This is a genomic window from Rathayibacter sp. AY1H2 (assembly GCF_002931985.1).
GTDB lineage: Bacteria > Actinomycetota > Actinomycetes > Actinomycetales > Microbacteriaceae > Rathayibacter.
Genome location: NZ_PSUV01000006.1, coordinates 110,890 through 129,325, shown reverse-complemented (window position 1 = coordinate 129,325; position 18,436 = coordinate 110,890). Strand labels below are relative to the sequence as shown.

Below are 18,436 nucleotides of genomic sequence, written 5' to 3'. Positions count from 1 at the left end.
CGCCACGCGCTGTCCCGCCGATGCCGTCGAAGGCCCGCGACAGCGGTCCTCGCGGCCCCCGTCACGAAATGAGCCCCGGATGTCACTGCCCTTCGCCGATCGCCTCCCGCTCTCGCGACAGGCGGCCGACCGCGACGGCGTCGGACGCTCGCGGCCCGCGCTCTTCGACGAGCTGCTCGCCGATCCCGCCACCCGCGTGCTCGTCCTGCACCACGACCGGACCCTGGTCGAGGCCGACCGCCTCCTCCTGCGCCGCCCCGAGGACGTGACCGCCGGCACCCTCCGGATCTACCTCGGCCGCACGCTCGCCGAGGCCCCCGGCGAGCCGGTCGGAACCCCCGTCATCGCGACCGTCCTCACCGACGCGGCCGCCGCCGAGCTCGAGCCCGACGAGGAGCGGTGGAGCGGCCTGCGCCCGATCGCCGAGCGCCTGAGCGACCGCGACGCGGGCCTGTTCACCGAGGCTCTCGCCATCGCGAACTGGCACGCCTCGCACGGCTACTCGCCCCGCAACGGCGACCCGACCGTCGTCGAGCAGGGCGGCTGGGTCCGCCGCTCGCCCACCGACGGCAGCCAGGTCTTCCCGCGCACGGATCCGGCGATCATCGTCTGCGTCCTCGACGCGGACGACCGCCTCCTCCTCGGCTCGAACGCGATGTGGGGCACCGGCCGCTTCTCCCTGCTCGCCGGCTTCGTCGAGCCGGGCGAGTCGCTCGAGGCCGCCGTGATCCGCGAGATCGGCGAGGAGTCGGGCATGCGCGTCGTCGACCCGCAGTACCTCGGCTCGCAGCCCTGGCCCTTCCCCGCCTCCCTCATGGTCGGCTTCACCGCCCGCCTCGCCGAGGACCAGTCCCCGGAGGATCTGCTCCCGGACGGCGAGGAGATCGTCGAGCTGCGCTGGTTCACCCGGCAGCAGCTGCACGACTCGCTCGAGTCCGTGCTGCTGCCCGGCCGCTCGTCGATCGCCCGCGCGATGATCGAGGACTGGTACGGAGGCGAGCTGGAGAACGGCCCGATCGCGTGACCCTGCTCGACGGACTCGACGAGGGGCAGCGCGAGGCGGCGGAGGCGCTGCTGGGGCCGGTCTGCGTCCTCGCGGGAGCGGGCACGGGCAAGACCCGGACGATCACGCACCGCATCGCGCACGGAGTGGCGACCGGCGTCTACACGCCCGGTCGCGTCATGGCCCTGACCTTCACCAGCCGCGCCGCGGCCGAGCTGCGCTCGCGCCTGCGGGTGCTCGGCGCCGGCGGCGTCCAGGCCCGCACGTTCCACGCAGCGGCTCTCTCGCAGCTCGGCTACTTCTGGCCGCAGCTGGTGGGGGGCACGATGCCCCAGCTGCTCGACGGCAAGGCGCGCCTGCTCGGGCACGCGGCCGAGCGGCTCCGCCTGAAGCTCGACACGGCGACGCTCCGCGACCTCTCGGCCGAGATCGAGTGGCGGAAGGTGTCCGCCCTCTCGCTCGAGCAGTACGCCGTCGCCGCCCGCACGCGCCCCCTGCCCGGACGGCTCACCCTGGAGCAGACGGTCGCGCTCGTGGACGAGTACGAGGGGCTGAAGGACCAGCGCCGCCAGATCGACTTCGAGGACGTCCTGCTCGTGACCGCCGGGATGCTCGAGTCCGAGCCCGCGATGGCGATGCAGGTGCGCGAGCAGTACCGCTTCTTCGTCGTCGACGAGTACCAGGACGTCTCGCCGCTGCAGCAGCGGCTCCTGGAGCTCTGGCTCGGCGACCGGAGCGACCTCTGCGTCGTCGGCGACGCCAGCCAGACCATCTACTCCTTCGCGGGTGCGCGGGCCGACTACCTCCTCGACTTCCCGTCCCGCTGGCCGGCCGCCACCGTGGTGCGCCTGGAGGAGAACTACCGCTCGGCCGTGCCGATCGTGCAGACCGCGAACCGCCTCATGCGGGGCAGGCCCGGCGCCCTCTCGCTCCACGCCGTCGCCGCCGCCGAGGCGCCGGAGCCCGCGATCGACGCCTACCCGGACGACATCGCGGAGGCGCGCGGGATCGCGGCGCGGGTCGCGGCCGACATCGAGGCAGGGGTGCGCCCCTCCGACATCGCGGTCCTCTTCCGCACCAACAGCCAGTCGGCGGTCATCGAGCACGCCCTGCACGAGCGGGGAGTGAGCGCGCACATGCGCGGCGGCAAGCGCTTCTTCGACCTCCCCGAGGTGAAGCAGGCCGTGATGCAGCTGCGCGCGGCGTCCGTGTCGATCAGCGGCGAGCCGCTGTTCAAGTCGGTGAGCGACGTCCTCCGCTCGCTCGGCTGGAGCGCCGAGCCCCCGTCGGCGCCCGGTGCGGTGCGCGACCGGTGGGAGTCGCTGGACACGCTGGCCCGCCTCGTCGACGAGGCCCCTGCCGGATGGACCTTCCGCCAGTTCACCGACGACCTGATCGCACGCCAGCAGGTGCACCACGAGCCGGACCGCGGCGCGGTCACCCTCGCCACGCTGCACTCGGCGAAGGGCCTCGAGTGGGAGTCGGTGCACCTGATGGGGCTCGCCGAGGGCCTGCTGCCGATCTCGTACGCCGCCGGCCTCGAGGCGATCGACGAGGAGCGGCGCCTCCTCTACGTCGGCATCACCCGGGCCCGCCGGCGCCTGCGCCTCTCGTGGGCGCGCTCGACGGTCGGCCGCGTCACGCGGAGGGAGCCGTCGCGCTTCCTCGAAGAGCTCGGCACGCGCACTCGGGGTGCGGCTCCCGCTCCCGCACGGTGAACGCTCCGGAGGCGTCGCTGTAGACCCGCTCGGCCGCGCGGAGCCCTCGCCAGCCCGCGAGGAGCCGCCGCAGCACGGCGTCGGCGGCCGCCACGGCGATCGCCGCGCTCGCGAGCGGCGTGCGGGTGGGGGCTGAGCGGCCGAGCACCTGGATCACGAGGCGCGCGCGATCCGGGTCGAGGTCCATCCGGTCCCGCTCGGCGCAGTGCAGGCACGGTCCGGACCCGGGCTCCACCAGGGGTCCGAGGCGCACCGATTCGTCGCCGAACACCACCGCCAGGTGCGGCACATCGGCCGCGAGCCAGTGCGCGGCGCGGGCGGGGGCGACCGCGAAGTCGGCGATCAGCACGGCGAGGTCCGGCGTCCCGTCGTCGGCGAGCAGCGAGCAGCCCTCGCTCCGGAGCAGCGTGCGCAGTGCGTCCGGTGCCGCGCCCGTCCCCTCGACGACGACCCGCGGTGCCGGGGGAGGGCCGGGCTCGACGCGGCGCAGCAGGACCGGCCGGAGCGCCTCGAGCACCTCGTCGACCCGCGCCTCGCTCGCTCCGGCGCGCGCCGCGATCAGGCGGACGGTGCCGGCGCTGGTGCCCACGCGGAGGGCGTCGAGCAGCAGCTCCTCCGGGTAGCCGATGCCGTCCAGCACCGCGTGCGGCCGGTCGAGGCCGAGCTGCACCGCGGTCGCGGAGCGCCAGAGCAGGGGGAGTCGGGGATCGAGCCGGAGCACCATCCGGCGATCATGGCCGAGACCGGCCCGGCGCCGCGCGAGTTGTCCACAGGCGGGCGCCGGACGGGGGGGGGTCAGACGGGGCGGTCGCCCGTGGGGGAGGAGCCGCGGTCGTCGTCGTCCGGCGAGCCGGCGTCGTCGGTCGTGTCCGGAGCGTCTCCGGAGGCGCCGTCGCCCTCGCGCGGCATCGTGCCGTTCAGCAGGTCCTCCAGCGCGCGGTCCATCTCGTCGGGCTCTGGGGTCTCGCCGCGGGCCTCGGCCGTGAGCCGGGCGACGAGCGCGCTCGGGTCGTCCAGGTCCTCCGAGCCGGGGAGCAGGTCGGGGTGCGACCAGAGGGAGTCGCGGGCCTCGGGCCCGACGGCGTCGGTCACGGCCTGCCACATCGCGGCGGCCTCGCGGAGGCGGCGCGGGCGCAGCTCCAGGCCGACGAGGGTCGCGAAGGCGGATTCGGCCGGCCCGCCGGAGGCGCGGCGGCGGCGGACCGTCTCGGCGATCGCCCCGGCGCTGGGCAGGCGAGTGGTCGCCGCCGCGGTGACGACGTCGACCCACCCCTCGATGAGGGCGAGGACGGTCTCGAGGCGGCCGTGCGCGGCGAGCTGCTCCTCCGTCTTCGGCGGGATGAGCGCGCCGGAGGTCATCGCGTCGCGGAGCTCCTCGGGGTTCGACGGGTCGAAGCCCTCGGCCAGCTCCTCGAGGCGGGTGGTGTCGATGCTGATCCCGCGCGCGAAGTCGGTGATCTGCGAGATGAGAGCGAGACGGAGCCACTTGCCGTGCCGGAAGAGGCGGGCGTGCGCGAGCTCGCGGACCGCCAGGTACAGCTGCACCTGGTCCAGCGGGATGTCGAGGCCCTCGCCGAACGCGGCGACGTTCTGCGGCAGGATCGCCGCGTCGTTCTCCTCCAGCAGCGGGATGCCGATGTCGCCGCCCGAGACGACCTCGGCGGCGAGCTGCCCGACGACCTGGCCCAGCTGCAGGGCGAACAGGGTGCCGCCGATCCCGCGCATCATGCCCTCGGCACCGGCGATCATCGCCTGCATCTCCTCCGGGGCCTGCTCGCGGAGCACGCGGGTCAGCGCGTCCGAGATGCTCAGCGCCACCGGCTCGGCGAGCTGGGTCCAGACCGGCATCGTCAGGGAGATCCACTCGAGGCGGCTGATCGAGCGCGGCGTGCGGCTCAGCTCGGAGACGTACGCGACCTCGTCGAGCCAGAGCGCGGCGACGCCGAAGGCCGCGTCGATCGGAGCCCGCACGGAGTCGGACACCGGCGCGGACTCGGCGCGCGCGAGCTGCTTCGCCTGCTCGAGCGAGAGCGTCCAGTTGACGCTGCCGTCGCCGTTCTGCTGCATCGCGCTCTGCAGCTGCGAGAGCAGGTTCTGCAGGGCCACCGGGTCGTTCGGCAGGCCTGCCGCTCCGGCGAGCTGCGAGGGGTCGACCGGGCCGTTCCCCGAGAGGAACTGCCGCAGCATCTCCCGGAACTCGTCCTCGGAGCCGCCGCCCGCTCGGTCCGCACTGTCGCCATCGGCCATCGGGATCAGCCCTCCGTCGCTCACCTGAATCCGGTCGCCGCACCGCCTCCGCGGCCCTGCACAGGGCGCCGGTTCCGGCGCGACTCCCAGTCGTGCAAGCTACGTTAGCCCGAGCGCCCGGGGCCTCGGCGTGCAGAGCACCGCTCGGGCCCAGCCCGCTTCCGCCCGCCGCGAACATCCCGGCGGAGCCGCTCCACCCGTTGCCAGAAAGGCCCCCGTGTCGCTGTTCTCCGACGACCCGCGCCCCTCCTCCTCCCCGCGCCGCCCGTGGGTCGGACCGGTCGTCCTCCTCTCGGGTGTCGCCGTCGTGGTCGGTCTGGGCGTCGCGCCCGCCCCCTACGTGATCGAGCAGCCCGGCCCCGTGTTCGACACCCTGGGCAGCAGCAAGGACGTGCCCCTCATCTCGATCCCGGACCGCACCACCTACCCCACGGCCGGCACGCTCGACATGCTCACCGTGTCGGTCGTCGGCAACCCGCAGAGCCTGCCCACCTGGGTCGAGGTCGCGAGCGCCTGGTTCGACAGGACCAAGGCGGTCGTCCCGGTCGACGCGATCTTCCCTCCCTCCTCCACGGTCGAGGAGCGCGACGAGGCCAACCAGGCCGAGATGACCGACTCCCAGCAGGAGGCGATCGCCGCCGCGCTCACCGAGCTCGGCTACCCCGTCGAGCAGCGCGTCTCGGTCGTGCAGGTGCCCGAGGGCTCCCCGGCCGAGGGCGTCCTGGAGGCGGGGGACGAGATCCTCGCGGTCGCGGGCACCCCCGTCGCCGACGCGACCGCCCTGCGCGCGACCCTGCAGACCCTGGGCACCGGCTCCCCGGTGCAGGTCAGCATCGAGCGCGAGGGCGCCCGGCAGGAGGTGGAGGTCACGCCGCGCGACTCGAACGGCGCCGCCGTCATCGGCGTCCTCCCCGGAGCGGCCTTCGACTTCCCGTTCGAGGTCGACATCCAGCTGGACGACGTGGGCGGGCCGAGCGCGGGCATGATGTTCGCCCTCGGGATCATCGACAAGCTCACCGAGGGCGAGCTCAACGGCGGGCGGAGCGTCGCCGGGACCGGCACGATCGACGCGGCCGGCGAGGTCGGCGCCATCGGCGGGATCCGCCAGAAGCTCTACGGGGCGGAGGGCGCCGGAGCCGAGTACTTCCTCGCCCCCGCGACCAACTGCAACGAGGTCGTCGGCCACGTCCCCGACGGGCTCGACGTGCTCGCGGTCTCGACCCTCGACGACGCCCTCGCCGCACTGAAGGGCATCGCCGCGGGCGACACCTCCGGGCTGCCGGACTGCAGCACCGCCGCTCCCCTCGACTGATCCCGCCCGCCGACCCCGGGTCGACGCCCAGGTGAGCCGGACAGCCGTCGCATAGCATGGGTGGCCTCCCCTCACATCTCGACAGCAAGAGGCCCTCACGTGAGTTCCACAGCAACCGAAACCCCGCCGCGGAAGAGACGGAGCGTCCTCGCCGTCACTGTCGTGGTGGTGGCCGTCCTGGTGGTGGCGTTCTTCGTCTTCGCCGGTCTGTACACCGACATCCTCTGGTACGACCAGCTCGGTTTCCTCTCCGTGCTCACGACGCAGTGGGCGGCGGCGGGCGGTCTCTTCGTCATCGGCTTCGTCGCCATGGCGGTGCCGGTGTTCATCAGCCTGATGCTGGCGTACCGCCTCCGGCCGGTCTACGCGAAGCTCAACTCGCAGATCGACCGCTACCAGCAGGTCGTGGAGCCGCTGCGGCGCCTGGCCACCTTCGGGATCCCCGCGGTGCTCGGCCTCTTCGCCGGCGTCTCCTCCGCCACCCGCTGGCAGACGAGCCTCACCTTCTGGAACCGCACGCCCTCGGGCACCACGGATCCGCAGTTCGGCCTCGACACGTCGTTCTACCTCTTCGAGCTGCCCTTCTACCAGAGCATCGTCGGCTTCGCGTCGGCGGTCCTGCTGATCTCGGCGTTCGCGACCCTCGCCACCGGCTACCTCTACGGAGCGATCCGGGTGAACGGCCGCGAGATCCGCATCTCGAAGGCCTCGCGCATCCAGCTGGCGGTCATCGCCGCCCTCTACCTCGCCGTGCAGGCGGTCAGCCTCTGGCTCGACCAGTACGCGACGCTCGCGCAGCAGGGGCCCCGCATCACCGGCGCCACCTACTCCACCGTCAACGCGACGATCCCGGGCCTGCAGATCCTGGCCGGCATCGCGGCGCTGGTCGCGATCCTCTTCGTCGTCACCGCCTTCATCGGCCGCTGGCGCTTCCCGGTCATCGGCACCGCGCTGCTGATCGTGTCGAGCCTGCTCGTCGGCTCCCTCTACCCGTGGATCGTGCAGAAGTTCCAGGTCGAGCCCAACGAGCGCACGCTCGAGCAGCCCTTCATCCAGAACAACATCGACATGACGCGCCAGGCCTACGGCGTCAGCGACGTCGACGTCATCCCCTACGACGCGACCACCGACGCGGAGCCGGGCGCCCTGCGCTCGGACGCCGAGACCACCGCGAACATCCGCATCCTCGACCCCGCCGTCGTCACCGACGCGTTCTCGCAGCTGCAGCAGTTCCGCCAGTACTACAAGTTCGGCGACACGCAGAACGCGCTCGACGTCGACCGCTACTCCATCGACGGATCGACGCAGGACGCCGTGGTCGGCGTCCGCGAGCTGAACCTCAACGGCCTCGGCACCAACCAGACCTGGTACAACCAGACGCTGGTCTACACACACGGCTACGGCCTGGTCGCCGCGTACGGCAACCAGCGCTCGGCCGACGGAGAGCCGGTGTTCATCGAGTCCGGTGTCCCGACGACGGGCGACCTCGGCGACTACGAGCCGCGGATCTACTTCGGCGAGAACTCCCCGCCGTACTCGATCGTGGGCGGCAACGACTCGCGCGACATCGAGCTCGACTACCCCTCGGGCACCGACGGCGCGCAGCAGACCTACACGACCTTCGACGGCGAGGGCGGCCCCGCTCTCGACAACGTCTTCAAGAAGCTCGTCTACGCGATCAAGTTCCAGTCCGAGCAGATCTTCCTCTCGGACGGCGTGAACGACGACTCGCAGATCCTCTACGACCGCGATCCCGTGCAGCGCGTCCAGAAGGTCGCGCCGTACCTCAAGCTCGACTCCGACGCCTACCCGACCGTCGTCGACGGCCGCGTGAAGTGGGTCGTCGACGGGTACACCACCTCGGCCGACTACCCGTACTCGGAGGTGCAGAGCCTCTCGCAGGCGATCGCCGACACGAACACGCAGCAGCAGTTCCCGACCGACGACGTCAACTACATCCGCAACTCGGTGAAGGCGACCGTCGACGCGTACGACGGCAGCGTCACGCTCTACGCGTGGGACACCGAGGACCCGATCCTGCAGACCTGGCAGAAGATCTTCCCGACCACGGTGAAGCCCGTGAGCGACATGTCGGGCGAGCTGCTCAGCCACGTCCGGTACCCGGAGGACCTCTTCAAGGTCCAGCGCGCGGTCCTCGGCACCTACCACGTCACCGACGCGGGCTCCTTCTACTCCCGCGAGGACGCCTGGGCGACGCCGAACGACCCGACGAGCGGAGCCGCGACCACGGCCGCCGCGACCGGCACCAGCCTGCAGCCTCCGTACTACCTGACGCTGCAGACGCCGGATCAGGACGTGCCGTCGTACTCGCTCTACTCGACGTACATCCCGGCGAGCGTCCAGGGCGCGCAGGCCAGCCGCAACGTGCTGACCGGCTACCTCGTGGCCGACTCCGACGCCGGCTCGACGGCGGGCTCCGTGGCCGACGGCTACGGCACACTCCGCCTGCTCGAGCTGCCGAAGGACGACACGGTGCCCGGCCCCGGCCAGGTGCAGAACGCGTTCACCACCGACCCGACGGTCGCGAACGAGCTGAACATCCTCTCCCGCGGCGACACCACCGTCACGAGGGGCAACCTGCTCACGCTGCCGGTCGGCGGCGGCCTGCTCTACGTCCAGCCGATCTACGTGCGCTCCAACGGAGACACGAGCTTCCCGCTCCTGCAGAAGGTGCTGGTCGCGTTCGGTGACGACATCGCCTTCGAGGACACCCTCGACGCGGCCCTCGACAGCCTCTTCGGCGGCGACTCGGGAGCCGACGCGGGCGACACCGGCACGCCGACGACTCCGGACGCCGGCACCGGCACCTCGGGCGGCGACACCGGAGGCGACGCGGGCGGCACGACCGGCGGTACCGGCTCCACGCCGGCCACGGGCGACCAGACAGCGCTGCAGCAGGCGCTGAACGACGCGCGGGACGCACTCACGGCTCGCGAGAACGCCCTCAAGGCGGGCGACCTCACCGCCTTCGCGGCGGCGGACGAGCAGCTGACCGAGGCGCTCTCGCGGGCGCTGCAGGCCGAGGGCGGCCAGTAGCCCGCATGGTGCAGGTCGACCGCGGCGAGCACCTCCGCTCGGGGGAGTGGCTCGAGCTGAACCGCACGTACTGGGAGGAGCGCACCGGCGAGGGTGCGCTCCACCCGGAGCTCGTCACCGCGGCGCTCCTCGACCCCGGGCCGAGGATCCTCCAGCTCGGCTCGGGCGACGGGCTCGACGCGCTCGAGCTCGCCGAGCGCGGCGCCCGCGTGGTGGGCGTCGACTTCTCGATGCCCGCGGTGCGCCGAGCACGCGCCGCCGCCGCGGACAGGGACCTCGCCGGCTCCGCCCGCTTCGTCTGCGCGAACCTCTACGAGCTGCGGCACATGCTGCCGGAGCCCGACTCGTTCGACGTCGTGCTCTGCAGCGCCGGCGTCGTCTCGTGGCTCCCCGACCTGGAGGAGTGGGCGCGGCTGGTGGAGTGGTTCGTCGCCCCCGGCGGCGCGGTGCTCGTCGCCCCGTCGTCGTCCGCTCTCATCGACGCCGACGTCCGCACCTGGTCGCGCACCTCGTCCGAGCTCGCAGCCGCCCTGACGGCGGTCGGGCTGAGCGTGGACGGGAGCGCCGTGCTGCGCGCCGCCAAGCCCGCCTGAGACCGGAGCCCGCTCCCACCGCCGCGTCGATTTGCACCGGCGCCGGAACGCGTGTAATGTCTCTTCTTGTGCCGCGGGGTGGAGCAGTTCGGTAGCTCGCTGGGCTCATAACCCAGAGGTCGTAGGTTCAAATCCTGCCCCCGCAACAAGAAAGCGAAAGCCGGTCCTGAGAAGGGCCGGCTTTCGTCGTTAACACGGGTCGCGGACGTGCTTCCCGCGGCTGACAGTGCGCGGGCCGAGACCTCAGTCGCCCTCGATCACGCTCAGCACGTTGCCCGCCGGATCGCGGAACCAGCAGATCGTCGGCCCGTGGCCGCGCATCACTCCGTCCGCATCGGTCGGCAGCGACGGGTCGTCGTAGATCGCCGTGGTGACGCCTGCCGCGTGCAGCTCGGCGACCGCCACGTCGACGTCCTCCACCGAGAAGTTCAGGATCGTGAACGACGCCGGCTCGTGGTCCGGCTTCGGGTACGCGATCGCGCGGCCTCCGCCCGGCAGCCGGATGTCGAGGATCCCCATCGCGTTCAGCTCGACCTCGAGCCCGAGCACTCCGCCGTAGAAGGCCCGCGCCGCCTCCACGTCGTCCACGCTGAAGCCGCTGAAGGCCCTCTCGCTCCGGATCATCGCCGTCCTCCGTCCCGCGGCCGCACCGTCGCGCCCGCTCCGCTCCGGACGCTACTCCGGTCGCCCGTCCGCGTCACCGTCGGATCCGCCCGCGGCGCCGCCGACCGCGAGCCGGTCTCGCGCGACCCGCATCCGCGGACCGGCCTCCCGACGCTCCGCGCCGACGCGTGTGCCGGACCGGCCCGCACGTTAGGCTCGACCCCGATGCGAGGGGTGCTGCTGTGAGGGACGAACGCGGAGACGACGGCTCGAACGAGGGGCTCGGCGACCGCCCGACCCGGCGGAGCCCGCGGCAGGCGCCGCACGCGCTGCCCGCGGCACGCGTCGCCACTCCGGTCCTCACGCCCGTCCGCCCCGTGCGGCGCCGCCGGGGCCGTGTCTTCCGTGCGACCGTCAGCACGGTCGCCCTCGCCGCCATCGCGGGCCTCGTGGCGGTCTCCGCGCTCCCCGCCTACTCCTTCGACCCGGCACCCGATTCGCAGGCCGCCGTCGAGGCCGCCGCCCGCGTGCAGGCGCTCGGCAACCAGAAGCTCACCGTCGCGCCGACCGCGGTCCAGGAGCAGGTCGTCCGCGACTCCTTCACCGCACCGACCCAGGCCCAGCTCGACGAGGCGGCCGCCCAGGCGCGCGCGCTCGCCGCCGCCGAGCAGGCCGCCCGCGACGCCGAGACCGCCCGCCTCGCCCAGGAGGCGCAGGCCGCGGCAGGCACGACCGGCGCGGACGGCGCCGCCGCGGGCAGCGGCGGCACCAGCACCTCGGTCACGCCCCGCGAGGAGGGCGACGACTACCCCTGGCGCGACCAGCTCACCGACGACCAGGGCGGCGGCCTCTCGCCGCTGCGGTACTACTACCGCGAGTGCGTCGACTTCGTCGCCTGGCGGATCAACCGCGACCAGGGCTCGACGAGCGCACCCTTCAAGTGGACCTGGGGCAACATGACCCCGGGCGGGGGCAGCGCCTACGCGTGGGCCGGCCAGTGGGCCTCCCACGGCTGGGTGACCAGCAGCACGCCCGTCCCCGGCGCGGTCGCCTGGTTCACCGGCAACCACGTCGCGTACGTGCAGGCCGTCAACTCCGACGGCACGGTCTCGCTCGAGGAGTACAACTGGGGCAACGACCACGCGTACCACAAGCGCACCATCCCGGCCTCCCAGGTCGCCCTCTTCCTCTACCCGCCGAGCTGATGACCGGCGCCGTCGGCATGGCCGTGGCGCAGTTCGCCCCCTCGACGGACCGGGAGGCGAACATCGCGACGATCGGGCGCCTGGCCCGGATCGCCGCCGAGCGCGGCGCGAGCCTGGTGGTGCTGCCGGAGTACAGCTCCGCCTTCACCGATCCGCTCGGGCCCGAGCTGGTCGCGGCGGGCGAGGCGCTCGGCGGCCCGTTCGTCACGGCTCTCGCGGCCCTCGCGCGCGAGCTCCGGATCCACCTCGTGGCGGGCATGGTCGAGGCGGTGGACGGGCGCCGCATCGCGAACACGCTCGTCGCGCTCGACCCCGGGGGCGCGCTCGTGGCCCGCTACCGCAAGCTGCACCTGTACGACGCCTTCGGCCAGACCGAGTCGGAGTGGGTCGCCGCGGGGGAGATCGCCGCACCCGAGACGTTCGAGGTCGGCGGCCTCGTCGTCGGGCTGCAGACCTGCTACGACCTGCGCTTCCCGGAGGTCAGCCGCTGGCTGGTCGACGCCGGGGTCGACGTCATCGCGGCACCGGCCGAGTGGGTGCGCGGCCCGCTCAAGGAGGCGCACTGGCGGACGCTGGTCACCGCCCGCGCGCTCGAGAACACGGTGTACCTCGTCGCAGCCGACCAGACCCCGCCGATCGGGGTCGGCACGAGCATGATCGTCGATCCGATGGGCGTCGAGACCGTCACCCTCGGCGAGGTCGAGGATGTCGCCGTCGCCTGGGTCTCGCGCGAGCGGATCGACGCGGCGCGCGCGAAGAACCCCGCTCTGGCGCTGCGGCGCTTCCGGGTGCTGCCGCTCTGACCGCCGCCCCCGGCCCGACGGCGCCGGGCATCCGACCGAATCCGCTGAGGCCGGCTCCTCAGCGCGCCATGCGGGCGAGGCCCGCGACCGCGGTCTCCAGCACCTCGAACCGCTTGCAGAAGGCGAAGCGGACGAGCGAGCGGTAGGGAGCGGCGTCCTCGGGGCGGCAGAACGCCGACACGGGCACCGCCACCACTCCCGCGAGATCCGGGAGCGCCCGGCAGAGCGCGACCCCGTCGTCGTAGCCGAGCGGTGCCGCGTCCGCGACGACGAAGTAGCCGCCCGAGGAGGGCGCGACGCCGAAGCCCGCAGCAGCCAGGCCCGCCGACAGCAGGTCCTTCTTGGCCGCAAGAGTCTGCGCCGCGCCGGTGAAGAAGGCGTCCGGGAGCCCGAGCCCGAGGGCGACGGCCCCCTGGAACGGCGAGCCGCTGACGTAGGTGAGGAACTGCTTCACGGCGAGGACGGCCGTGATCAGCTCGCGCGGGCCCGTCACCCAGCCGATCTTCCAGCCCGTGGTGCTGAAGGTCTTGCCCGCCGAGGAGACGGACAGCGTCCGCTCGAAGGCTCCGGGAAGGGAGGCCAGCGGGACGTGCGGGGTGTCGAAGCGCAGGTGCTCGTAGACCTCGTCCGTCAGGATCACGGCGTCGTGCCGCTCGGCGAGCCGCACGATCAGCTCGCGGGTCTCGGCCGGGAGGACGGCACCGGTCGGGTTGTGCGGGTCGTTCACCAGGATGACGCGCGTGCGGTCGCTCACTGCGGCGGTCAGCTCGTCGTGGTCGACCGCGAAGGAGGGGCCGCGCAGGAGCACGGTGCGATGCACCCCTCCTGCCAGGGCGATCAGGGCTCCGTAGGCGTCGTAGTGGGGAGTGAAGGTGACGACCTCGTCGCCCGGCTCGAGCAGGGCCAGCAGAGCCGCGGCCAGGGCCTCGGTGGCGCCCGTGGTGACGAGGACCTCGCCGTCGGGGTCGAGGGAGATCCCGGAGAAGCGCAGCCGGTGCGCGGCGATCGCCTCGCGCAGGACGGGGAAGCCGGGACCCGGCGGGTACTGGTTGAGCCCGGACGCGATGGCGTCGCGCGCGGCGTCGAGGATCTCGCGCGGGCCGTCCTCGTCCGGGAAGCCCTGGCCGAGGTTCACCGCTCCGGTGCGCAGGGCGAGCGCGCTCATCTCGCTGAAGACGGTGGCGGCGACCTCGCCACCGGGGCCGAGGAGGCCGGCGCCCGCCGCGGCGCGGGACCAGGATCCGGGAATGCTCACGTGCCCAGTGTGCCCGCTCGAGCAGTCCGGCCGGTTTCATTTCCCGCTCGCAGGCCCGTCATAAGAAACCCCCAGGTACGATCGCCAAGCTATCCCCGCTTGGAAGGAGCAGCACCCATGACCGAGAGTCACGAGGGTCCTCGTCAGCCGGAGGAACCCACCACGCCGACGGAGTCCGGCGCCCGAGAGGCGACCGAGCGCACCCCCGGCGAGAGCTCCGGAGAGTCGTCCTCGACCACCGGGCCCACCGAGCCGATCCACCGGGGCGGAGCGCACCGCGAGAGCGAGAACCCGACCGTCCCCTACCCCTCCTCCTCGGCCACCCAGCCGCCGTACACGCCGAACGCGACGGCCGGCAACGAGGCGCAGCCCGTCTCCCAGCCGGCCCGCTACGGGCAGTACGCGCCGCCCGCGGCGAACACCCTGCACGGCTCCGAGGAGCCGCCCTCCTCGAGCCCCTTCGGCCCGGACGCCGAGTACACCCCCGCCCCCACCGCCACGAAGCGCCGCGCCGGAGTGGGCGTCGTCGCGGCGCTCGCCATCGGCGCGGTCGTGGGCGGAGTCGCGGGAGCGGGCGTGTTCGGCCTCTGGTCCGCCTCCAACGGCGGCGGGACCCGCGTGGTCTCCGCCGGCGGCTCGCAGACGATCACGGTCAACAACGCCGAGGACGCCACGACCGCCACCGCGGTCGCCGCCAAGGCCACTCCGAGCGTCGTCACCATCGCGGTGAGCGGCAGCTCGTCCGCCGGCACCGGCTCCGGCATCGTGCTCTCGAAGGACGGCTACGTCCTGACCAACACCCACGTGGTCACCCTCGACGGCGAGATCGCGAACGGCACCGTCTCGGTCACGACCAGCGACGGCCGGATCTTCGACGCGACCGTCGTCGGCACCGACCCGACCCTCGACCTCGCCGTCATCAAGCTGACCGGCGCGACCGACCTCAGCCCGATGACGTTCGCGGACTCCACCAAGATCAACGTCGGCGACACGGCGGTCGCCATCGGCGCCCCGCTCGGCCTCTCCGGAACCGTGACCGACGGCATCGTCAGCGCGCTCAACCGCAGCATCCAGGTCGCCTCCTCGGCGGCTCCGGACGACTCGGGCGACAGCTCGAGCGGCGGCACCGAGAGCCCGTTCAACTTCGACATCCCGGGCCAGCAGGCGCCGACCCAGGCGAAGAGCACCATCTCGCTGCCCGTCATCCAGACCGACGCGGCGATCAACCCGGGCAACTCCGGCGGCGCGCTGCTCGACAGCGACGGCGAGCTGATCGGCGTGAACGTCGCGATCGCGAGCGCCGGCCAGTCCTCCTCGAGCGGCCAGTCCGGCAACATCGGAGTCGGATTCGCGATCCCCAGCGCGATCGCCGAGCGCATCGCGAAGGAGATCATCGCGAACGGCTCCGCCTCGCACGGCCTGCTCGGCGCGAGCGTCTCCGACTCGACCGCGGACGTCCTCGGCGCCCGCATCGAGGAGGTCTCCGGAGGCGGTGCCGCGCAGGCGGCCGGTCTCGCCAAGGGCGACATCATCACCGCGATCGACAGCACTCCGATCACGAGCGCGTCCGACCTCACCGCGCAGGTCCGCGCGCAGGCCGCGAACGCCGCGGTCGAGCTGACCTACGTTCGCAACGGCCAGAGCTACCAGGCGAAGGCGACGCTCGGCCAGATGGCCGCCGGCTGACCCTCCGCCGCCGCGCACAGCCCCTCGAGGATCCGTCCCCGGGGGGCTGTGCGCCGCCGCCGCGCACAGCCCCTCGAGGATCCGTCCCCGGGGGGCTTTTCCGCGTCCGGGCCCGGCCCGGGGCGCGGCGCTCCCCGCTGGTAGGGTGGTGGATCCCTGCGCCCGCGCTCCTCCCGCACGAACTGGACCCATGCAGCACGAGATCCCGGAAGACGACCTCTCCGACCTGCCCGGCGTCTCCTACGTCATGCCCGTCCTCAACGAGGTCGCCCACGTGCGCGCCGCGGTCGACTCGCTGCTGCACCAGGACTACACCGGCCCCTTCGACGTCGTCCTCGCCGTCGCCCCGAGCATCGACGGCACGGAGCAGCTCGTCGCCGAGCTGAGCGCGGCCGACCCGCGGATCCGCGTCGTGCCGAACGAGGTCGGCTCCACTCCTGCGGGCCTCAACGCCGCGATCCGCGCCTCGCGCCACCCAGTCGTCGTCCGGGTCGACGCGCACTCCGTCCTGCCGCCCGAGTACGCGCGCACGGCGGTCGAGGCGCTGCAGCGCTCCGGAGCGGCGAACGTCGGCGGAGTGATGGCGGCGGAGGGCCTCACCCCGTTCCAGCGCGCGGTCGCCCGGGCCTACGGCTCCCGCATCGGGCTGGGCGGCACGCCCCACCACGTGGGAGGCGAGGAGGGCCCGGCCGACACGGTGTACCTCGGCGTCTTCCGCCGCTCCGCCCTCGAGCGCGCCGGCCTGTTCGACGAGCGCTTCAAGCGCGGGCAGGACTGGGAGCTGAACCGGCGGCTGCGCGAGCGCGGCGAGGTCGTCTGGTTCACTCCGCGCCTCACCGTCACCTACCGGCCGCGGCCCTCGATGCGCGCGCTGCTCCGGCAGTTCCTCTCGACCGGGATGTGGCGGGGCGAGCTCACCCGGATGTTCCCGGCCTCGCGGTCGCTGCGCTACTTCGCTCCGCCCGTCCTCGTCGCGATGCTCGCGATCGGGCTGCTCGTCGGGCTGGCGGGAGTCGTCCAGGCGCTCGCCGGAGCCGCGCCCTGGCTCCTGCTCGGGTTCGCGGTGCCCGCCGCCTACCTCCTCCTGGTGGCGGCGGCCACTCTCGTGGTCGCGCGGCCGGACGGCGCGCGTGCGATGCTGTGGTTCGCCGTGGTCATCCCGGCGGTCCACGTGGCCTGGGGGACCGGCTTCGTGCTCGGCTTCGCCGGGCTGACCAGCAACATCTCCGCCCACCGCCACCAGCCGCGGTCCGACTCGCCGAGGGGCGCATGACCTCGACGACGAGACCCCGCTCCATCGCCGAGCTGCGCGCCGTCGCGCAGCCCCCGGAGGTGCGCGGGCGCCGCAACGCCGAGCACTGGACGGCGTCGCTCTACCTGCGCCGCTTCTCGCCCTACCTGACCTGGCTGCTGCTGAAGACCTCGATCTCGGCGAACGGCGTCACCGGGCTGATGATCCTGGTCGGCTGGAGCGCGGCGGCAGCCCTCCTGATCCCGGGGATCGCCGGAGCGGCGCTGGCGCTGCTCCTCGGCCAGCTGCAGATGCTGGTGGACTGCTGCGACGGCGAGGTCGCGCGCTGGCGCCGCACGTCCTCGCCGGCGGGCGTGTTCCTCGACAAGGTCGGGCACTACACGACCGAGGCGCTGATCCCGATCGCGCTCGGGCTGCGGGCGGCGGGCGTCCCGTTCGAGGCGCCGGCGGACTTCCTCTGGACCACGATCGGCTTCGCCCTGGCCCTGGTGATCGTCCTCAACAAGGCGCTCAACGACATGGTGCACGTGGCGCGCGCGAACGCCGGTCTCACGAAGCTGGCGGACACGAAGGGCGAGGCGGTGCCGTCCTCGTCCGGACTGGCGAGGCTTCGCCGCGCGGCCCGCTTCCTGCCCTTCCACCGCCTCTACCACTCCGTCGAGCTGACGATGCTGGCCTTCGCGACCGCCCTCGTGGGCCTCGTCGTCGGAGCTGGCACGGCCGACCGGGTCCTCGTCGGGGCGCTGCTGCCGCTCGCCCTCCTCGCCCTGGTCGGCCACTTCGTCGCGATCATGGCGTCCAAGCGTGTCCGCTCCTGAGCCGCGGGTCGGCGTCGTCGTCCTGACGCAGGGGACCCGGCCCGACGACCTCGCCGCGGGGCTGGCCGGCGTCCTCGCGCAGGAGGGCGTCGAGCTGGACGTCGTCTGCGTCGGCAACGGCTGGGAGCCCGACGGCCTGCCCGAGGGAGTGCGCGCCCTGGCGCTGCCCGAGAACCTCGGCATCCCCGCGGGCCGGAACGCCGGAGTCGACGCCGTCGCGGGGGAGTACCTCTTCTTCCTCGACGACGACGCCCGGATCCCGTCTCCCCGCTTCCTCGTCGACGCGATCGCGCTGCTCGCCTCGAACCGCCGCATCGGCCTGGTGCAGCCCCGCGTCGACAGCACGGACGGCACGCCGAGCCCGCGGCGCTGGATCCCGCGGATCCTCAAGGGCGACCCCCGCCGCTCCGGCCCCGTCTTCTCGGTCTGGGAGGGAGCGGTCGTGCTGCGGCGCGACGTGTTCGCCCGGACGGGCGGCTGGGCGGGTCCGTTCTTCTACGCCCACGAGGGCATCGAGCTGGCCTGGCGGGTCTGGGACACGGGTCGCACCGCCTGGTACGCGGGAGAGCTCGTCGCCCAGCACCCGGTCATCCAGCCGACCCGGCACGCCGACTACTACCGGCTGAACGCGCGCAACCGCGTCTGGCTCGCCCGCCGCAACCTCGCCGCACCTCTGGCGCTCGTCTACGTGGGGTCCTGGACCGCGATCCAGTGCCTCCGCTGGCGTCGCGACCCGGCCGCCCTGCGCGCCTGGTTCGCCGGCTGGCGGGAGGGATGGCGCTCGGATCCGGGCGGCCGGCGCGTCCTCTCGGCCCGCACGGTGCTCCGGATGGCGTTCGCCGGGCGTCCGCCGATCGTCTAGCATCGGGGAATCCGCCCCCGCC

Annotated in this window: 15 protein-coding genes and 1 tRNA gene; 12 read left to right on the top strand and 4 right to left on the bottom strand. The window is 73.3% G+C overall.

Going from position 1 to position 18,436, the window contains the following annotated elements; genetic code table 11:
• Positions 1-79: 79 nt before the first annotated feature.
• On the top strand, positions 80-1,024 hold the full coding sequence (nudC, locus tag C5C29_RS06765; RefSeq protein WP_104233180.1) for an NAD(+) diphosphatase: 945 nt from the start codon (positions 80-82) through the stop codon (positions 1,022-1,024).
• Complete coding sequence (locus C5C29_RS06760; RefSeq protein WP_374953597.1) at positions 985-2,721, top strand: ATP-dependent helicase; 1,737 nt, start codon at positions 985-987, stop codon at positions 2,719-2,721. Before nudC ends, C5C29_RS06760 begins: the two co-directional genes overlap by 40 nt.
• Here C5C29_RS06760 and C5C29_RS06755 read toward each other — a convergent pair.
• Together C5C29_RS06755 and C5C29_RS06750 are read right to left on the bottom strand one after the other, a co-directional pair.
• Positions 2,642-3,445, bottom strand: a complete 804-nt coding sequence (locus C5C29_RS06755) for a hypothetical protein (RefSeq protein ID WP_104308150.1) — start codon at positions 3,443-3,445, stop codon at positions 2,642-2,644. The two genes, C5C29_RS06760 and C5C29_RS06755, sit on opposite strands and share 80 nt — an antisense overlap.
• Before the next feature lie 71 nt (positions 3,446-3,516).
• Positions 3,517-4,968, bottom strand: coding sequence for a zinc-dependent metalloprotease (locus C5C29_RS06750; protein ID WP_104308163.1), 1,452 nt, complete (start codon positions 4,966-4,968; stop codon positions 3,517-3,519).
• 217 nt (positions 4,969-5,185) lie between these two features.
• Between C5C29_RS06750 and C5C29_RS06745 the strand changes: the two genes are divergently transcribed.
• From C5C29_RS06745 to C5C29_RS06730, 4 genes are all read left to right on the top strand, one after another.
• Entirely contained in the window at positions 5,186-6,280 is a 1,095-nt protein-coding gene (locus C5C29_RS06745) for a PDZ domain-containing protein (RefSeq protein WP_104283838.1), read from the top strand.
• 99 nt (positions 6,281-6,379) lie between these two features.
• Positions 6,380-9,337, top strand: coding sequence for a UPF0182 family protein (locus C5C29_RS06740; protein ID WP_181027225.1), 2,958 nt, complete (start codon positions 6,380-6,382; stop codon positions 9,335-9,337).
• A 5-nt stretch (positions 9,338-9,342) separates the two neighbouring features.
• Positions 9,343-9,930: a bifunctional 2-polyprenyl-6-hydroxyphenol methylase/3-demethylubiquinol 3-O-methyltransferase UbiG gene (locus tag C5C29_RS06735; RefSeq protein WP_104308149.1), complete on the top strand. Its 588-nt coding sequence runs from the start codon at positions 9,343-9,345 to the stop codon at positions 9,928-9,930.
• A 72-nt stretch (positions 9,931-10,002) separates the two neighbouring features.
• Positions 10,003-10,076, top strand: a tRNA-Met gene (locus tag C5C29_RS06730).
• A 97-nt stretch (positions 10,077-10,173) separates the two neighbouring features.
• Here C5C29_RS06730 and C5C29_RS06725 read toward each other — a convergent pair.
• Complete coding sequence (locus tag C5C29_RS06725) at positions 10,174-10,554, bottom strand: VOC family protein (RefSeq protein WP_104308148.1); 381 nt, start codon at positions 10,552-10,554, stop codon at positions 10,174-10,176.
• Between the two features lie 221 nt (positions 10,555-10,775).
• Between C5C29_RS06725 and C5C29_RS06720 the strand changes: the two genes are divergently transcribed.
• Together C5C29_RS06720 and C5C29_RS06715 are read left to right on the top strand one after the other, a co-directional pair.
• Complete coding sequence (locus tag C5C29_RS06720) at positions 10,776-11,738, top strand: CHAP domain-containing protein (RefSeq protein ID WP_104308147.1); 963 nt, start codon at positions 10,776-10,778, stop codon at positions 11,736-11,738.
• Positions 11,738-12,541, top strand: a complete 804-nt coding sequence (locus C5C29_RS06715) for a carbon-nitrogen hydrolase family protein (RefSeq protein ID WP_104308146.1) — start codon at positions 11,738-11,740, stop codon at positions 12,539-12,541. Before C5C29_RS06720 ends, C5C29_RS06715 begins: the two co-directional genes overlap by 1 nt.
• 58 nt (positions 12,542-12,599) lie before the next feature.
• On the opposite strand, the gene C5C29_RS06710 is transcribed toward C5C29_RS06715, so the two are convergent.
• Positions 12,600-13,796, bottom strand: a complete 1,197-nt coding sequence (locus tag C5C29_RS06710) for an aminotransferase class I/II-fold pyridoxal phosphate-dependent enzyme (RefSeq protein WP_104308145.1) — start codon at positions 13,794-13,796, stop codon at positions 12,600-12,602.
• Between the two features lie 117 nt (positions 13,797-13,913).
• Here C5C29_RS06710 and C5C29_RS06705 point away from each other — a divergent pair, with 117 nt between their 5' ends.
• The 4 genes from C5C29_RS06705 (at position 13,914) to C5C29_RS06690 (ending at position 18,414) form a co-directional block, all read left to right on the top strand.
• A complete protein-coding gene (locus tag C5C29_RS06705) occupies positions 13,914-15,482 on the top strand; it encodes a S1C family serine protease (protein ID WP_104308144.1) in 1,569 nt (522 codons plus the stop codon).
• A gap of 190 nt (positions 15,483-15,672) precedes the next feature.
• Positions 15,673-16,755, top strand: coding sequence for a glycosyltransferase family 2 protein (locus tag C5C29_RS06700; RefSeq protein ID WP_181027226.1), 1,083 nt, complete (start codon positions 15,673-15,675; stop codon positions 16,753-16,755).
• Complete coding sequence (locus C5C29_RS06695) at positions 16,752-17,552, top strand: CDP-alcohol phosphatidyltransferase family protein (protein ID WP_104308143.1); 801 nt, start codon at positions 16,752-16,754, stop codon at positions 17,550-17,552. Before C5C29_RS06700 ends, C5C29_RS06695 begins: the two co-directional genes overlap by 4 nt.
• Positions 17,539-18,414, top strand: a complete 876-nt coding sequence (locus tag C5C29_RS06690; protein WP_104308142.1) for a glycosyltransferase family 2 protein — start codon at positions 17,539-17,541, stop codon at positions 18,412-18,414. The genes C5C29_RS06695 and C5C29_RS06690 overlap by 14 nt, the downstream gene beginning before the upstream one ends.
• Positions 18,415-18,436 lie beyond the last annotated feature (22 nt).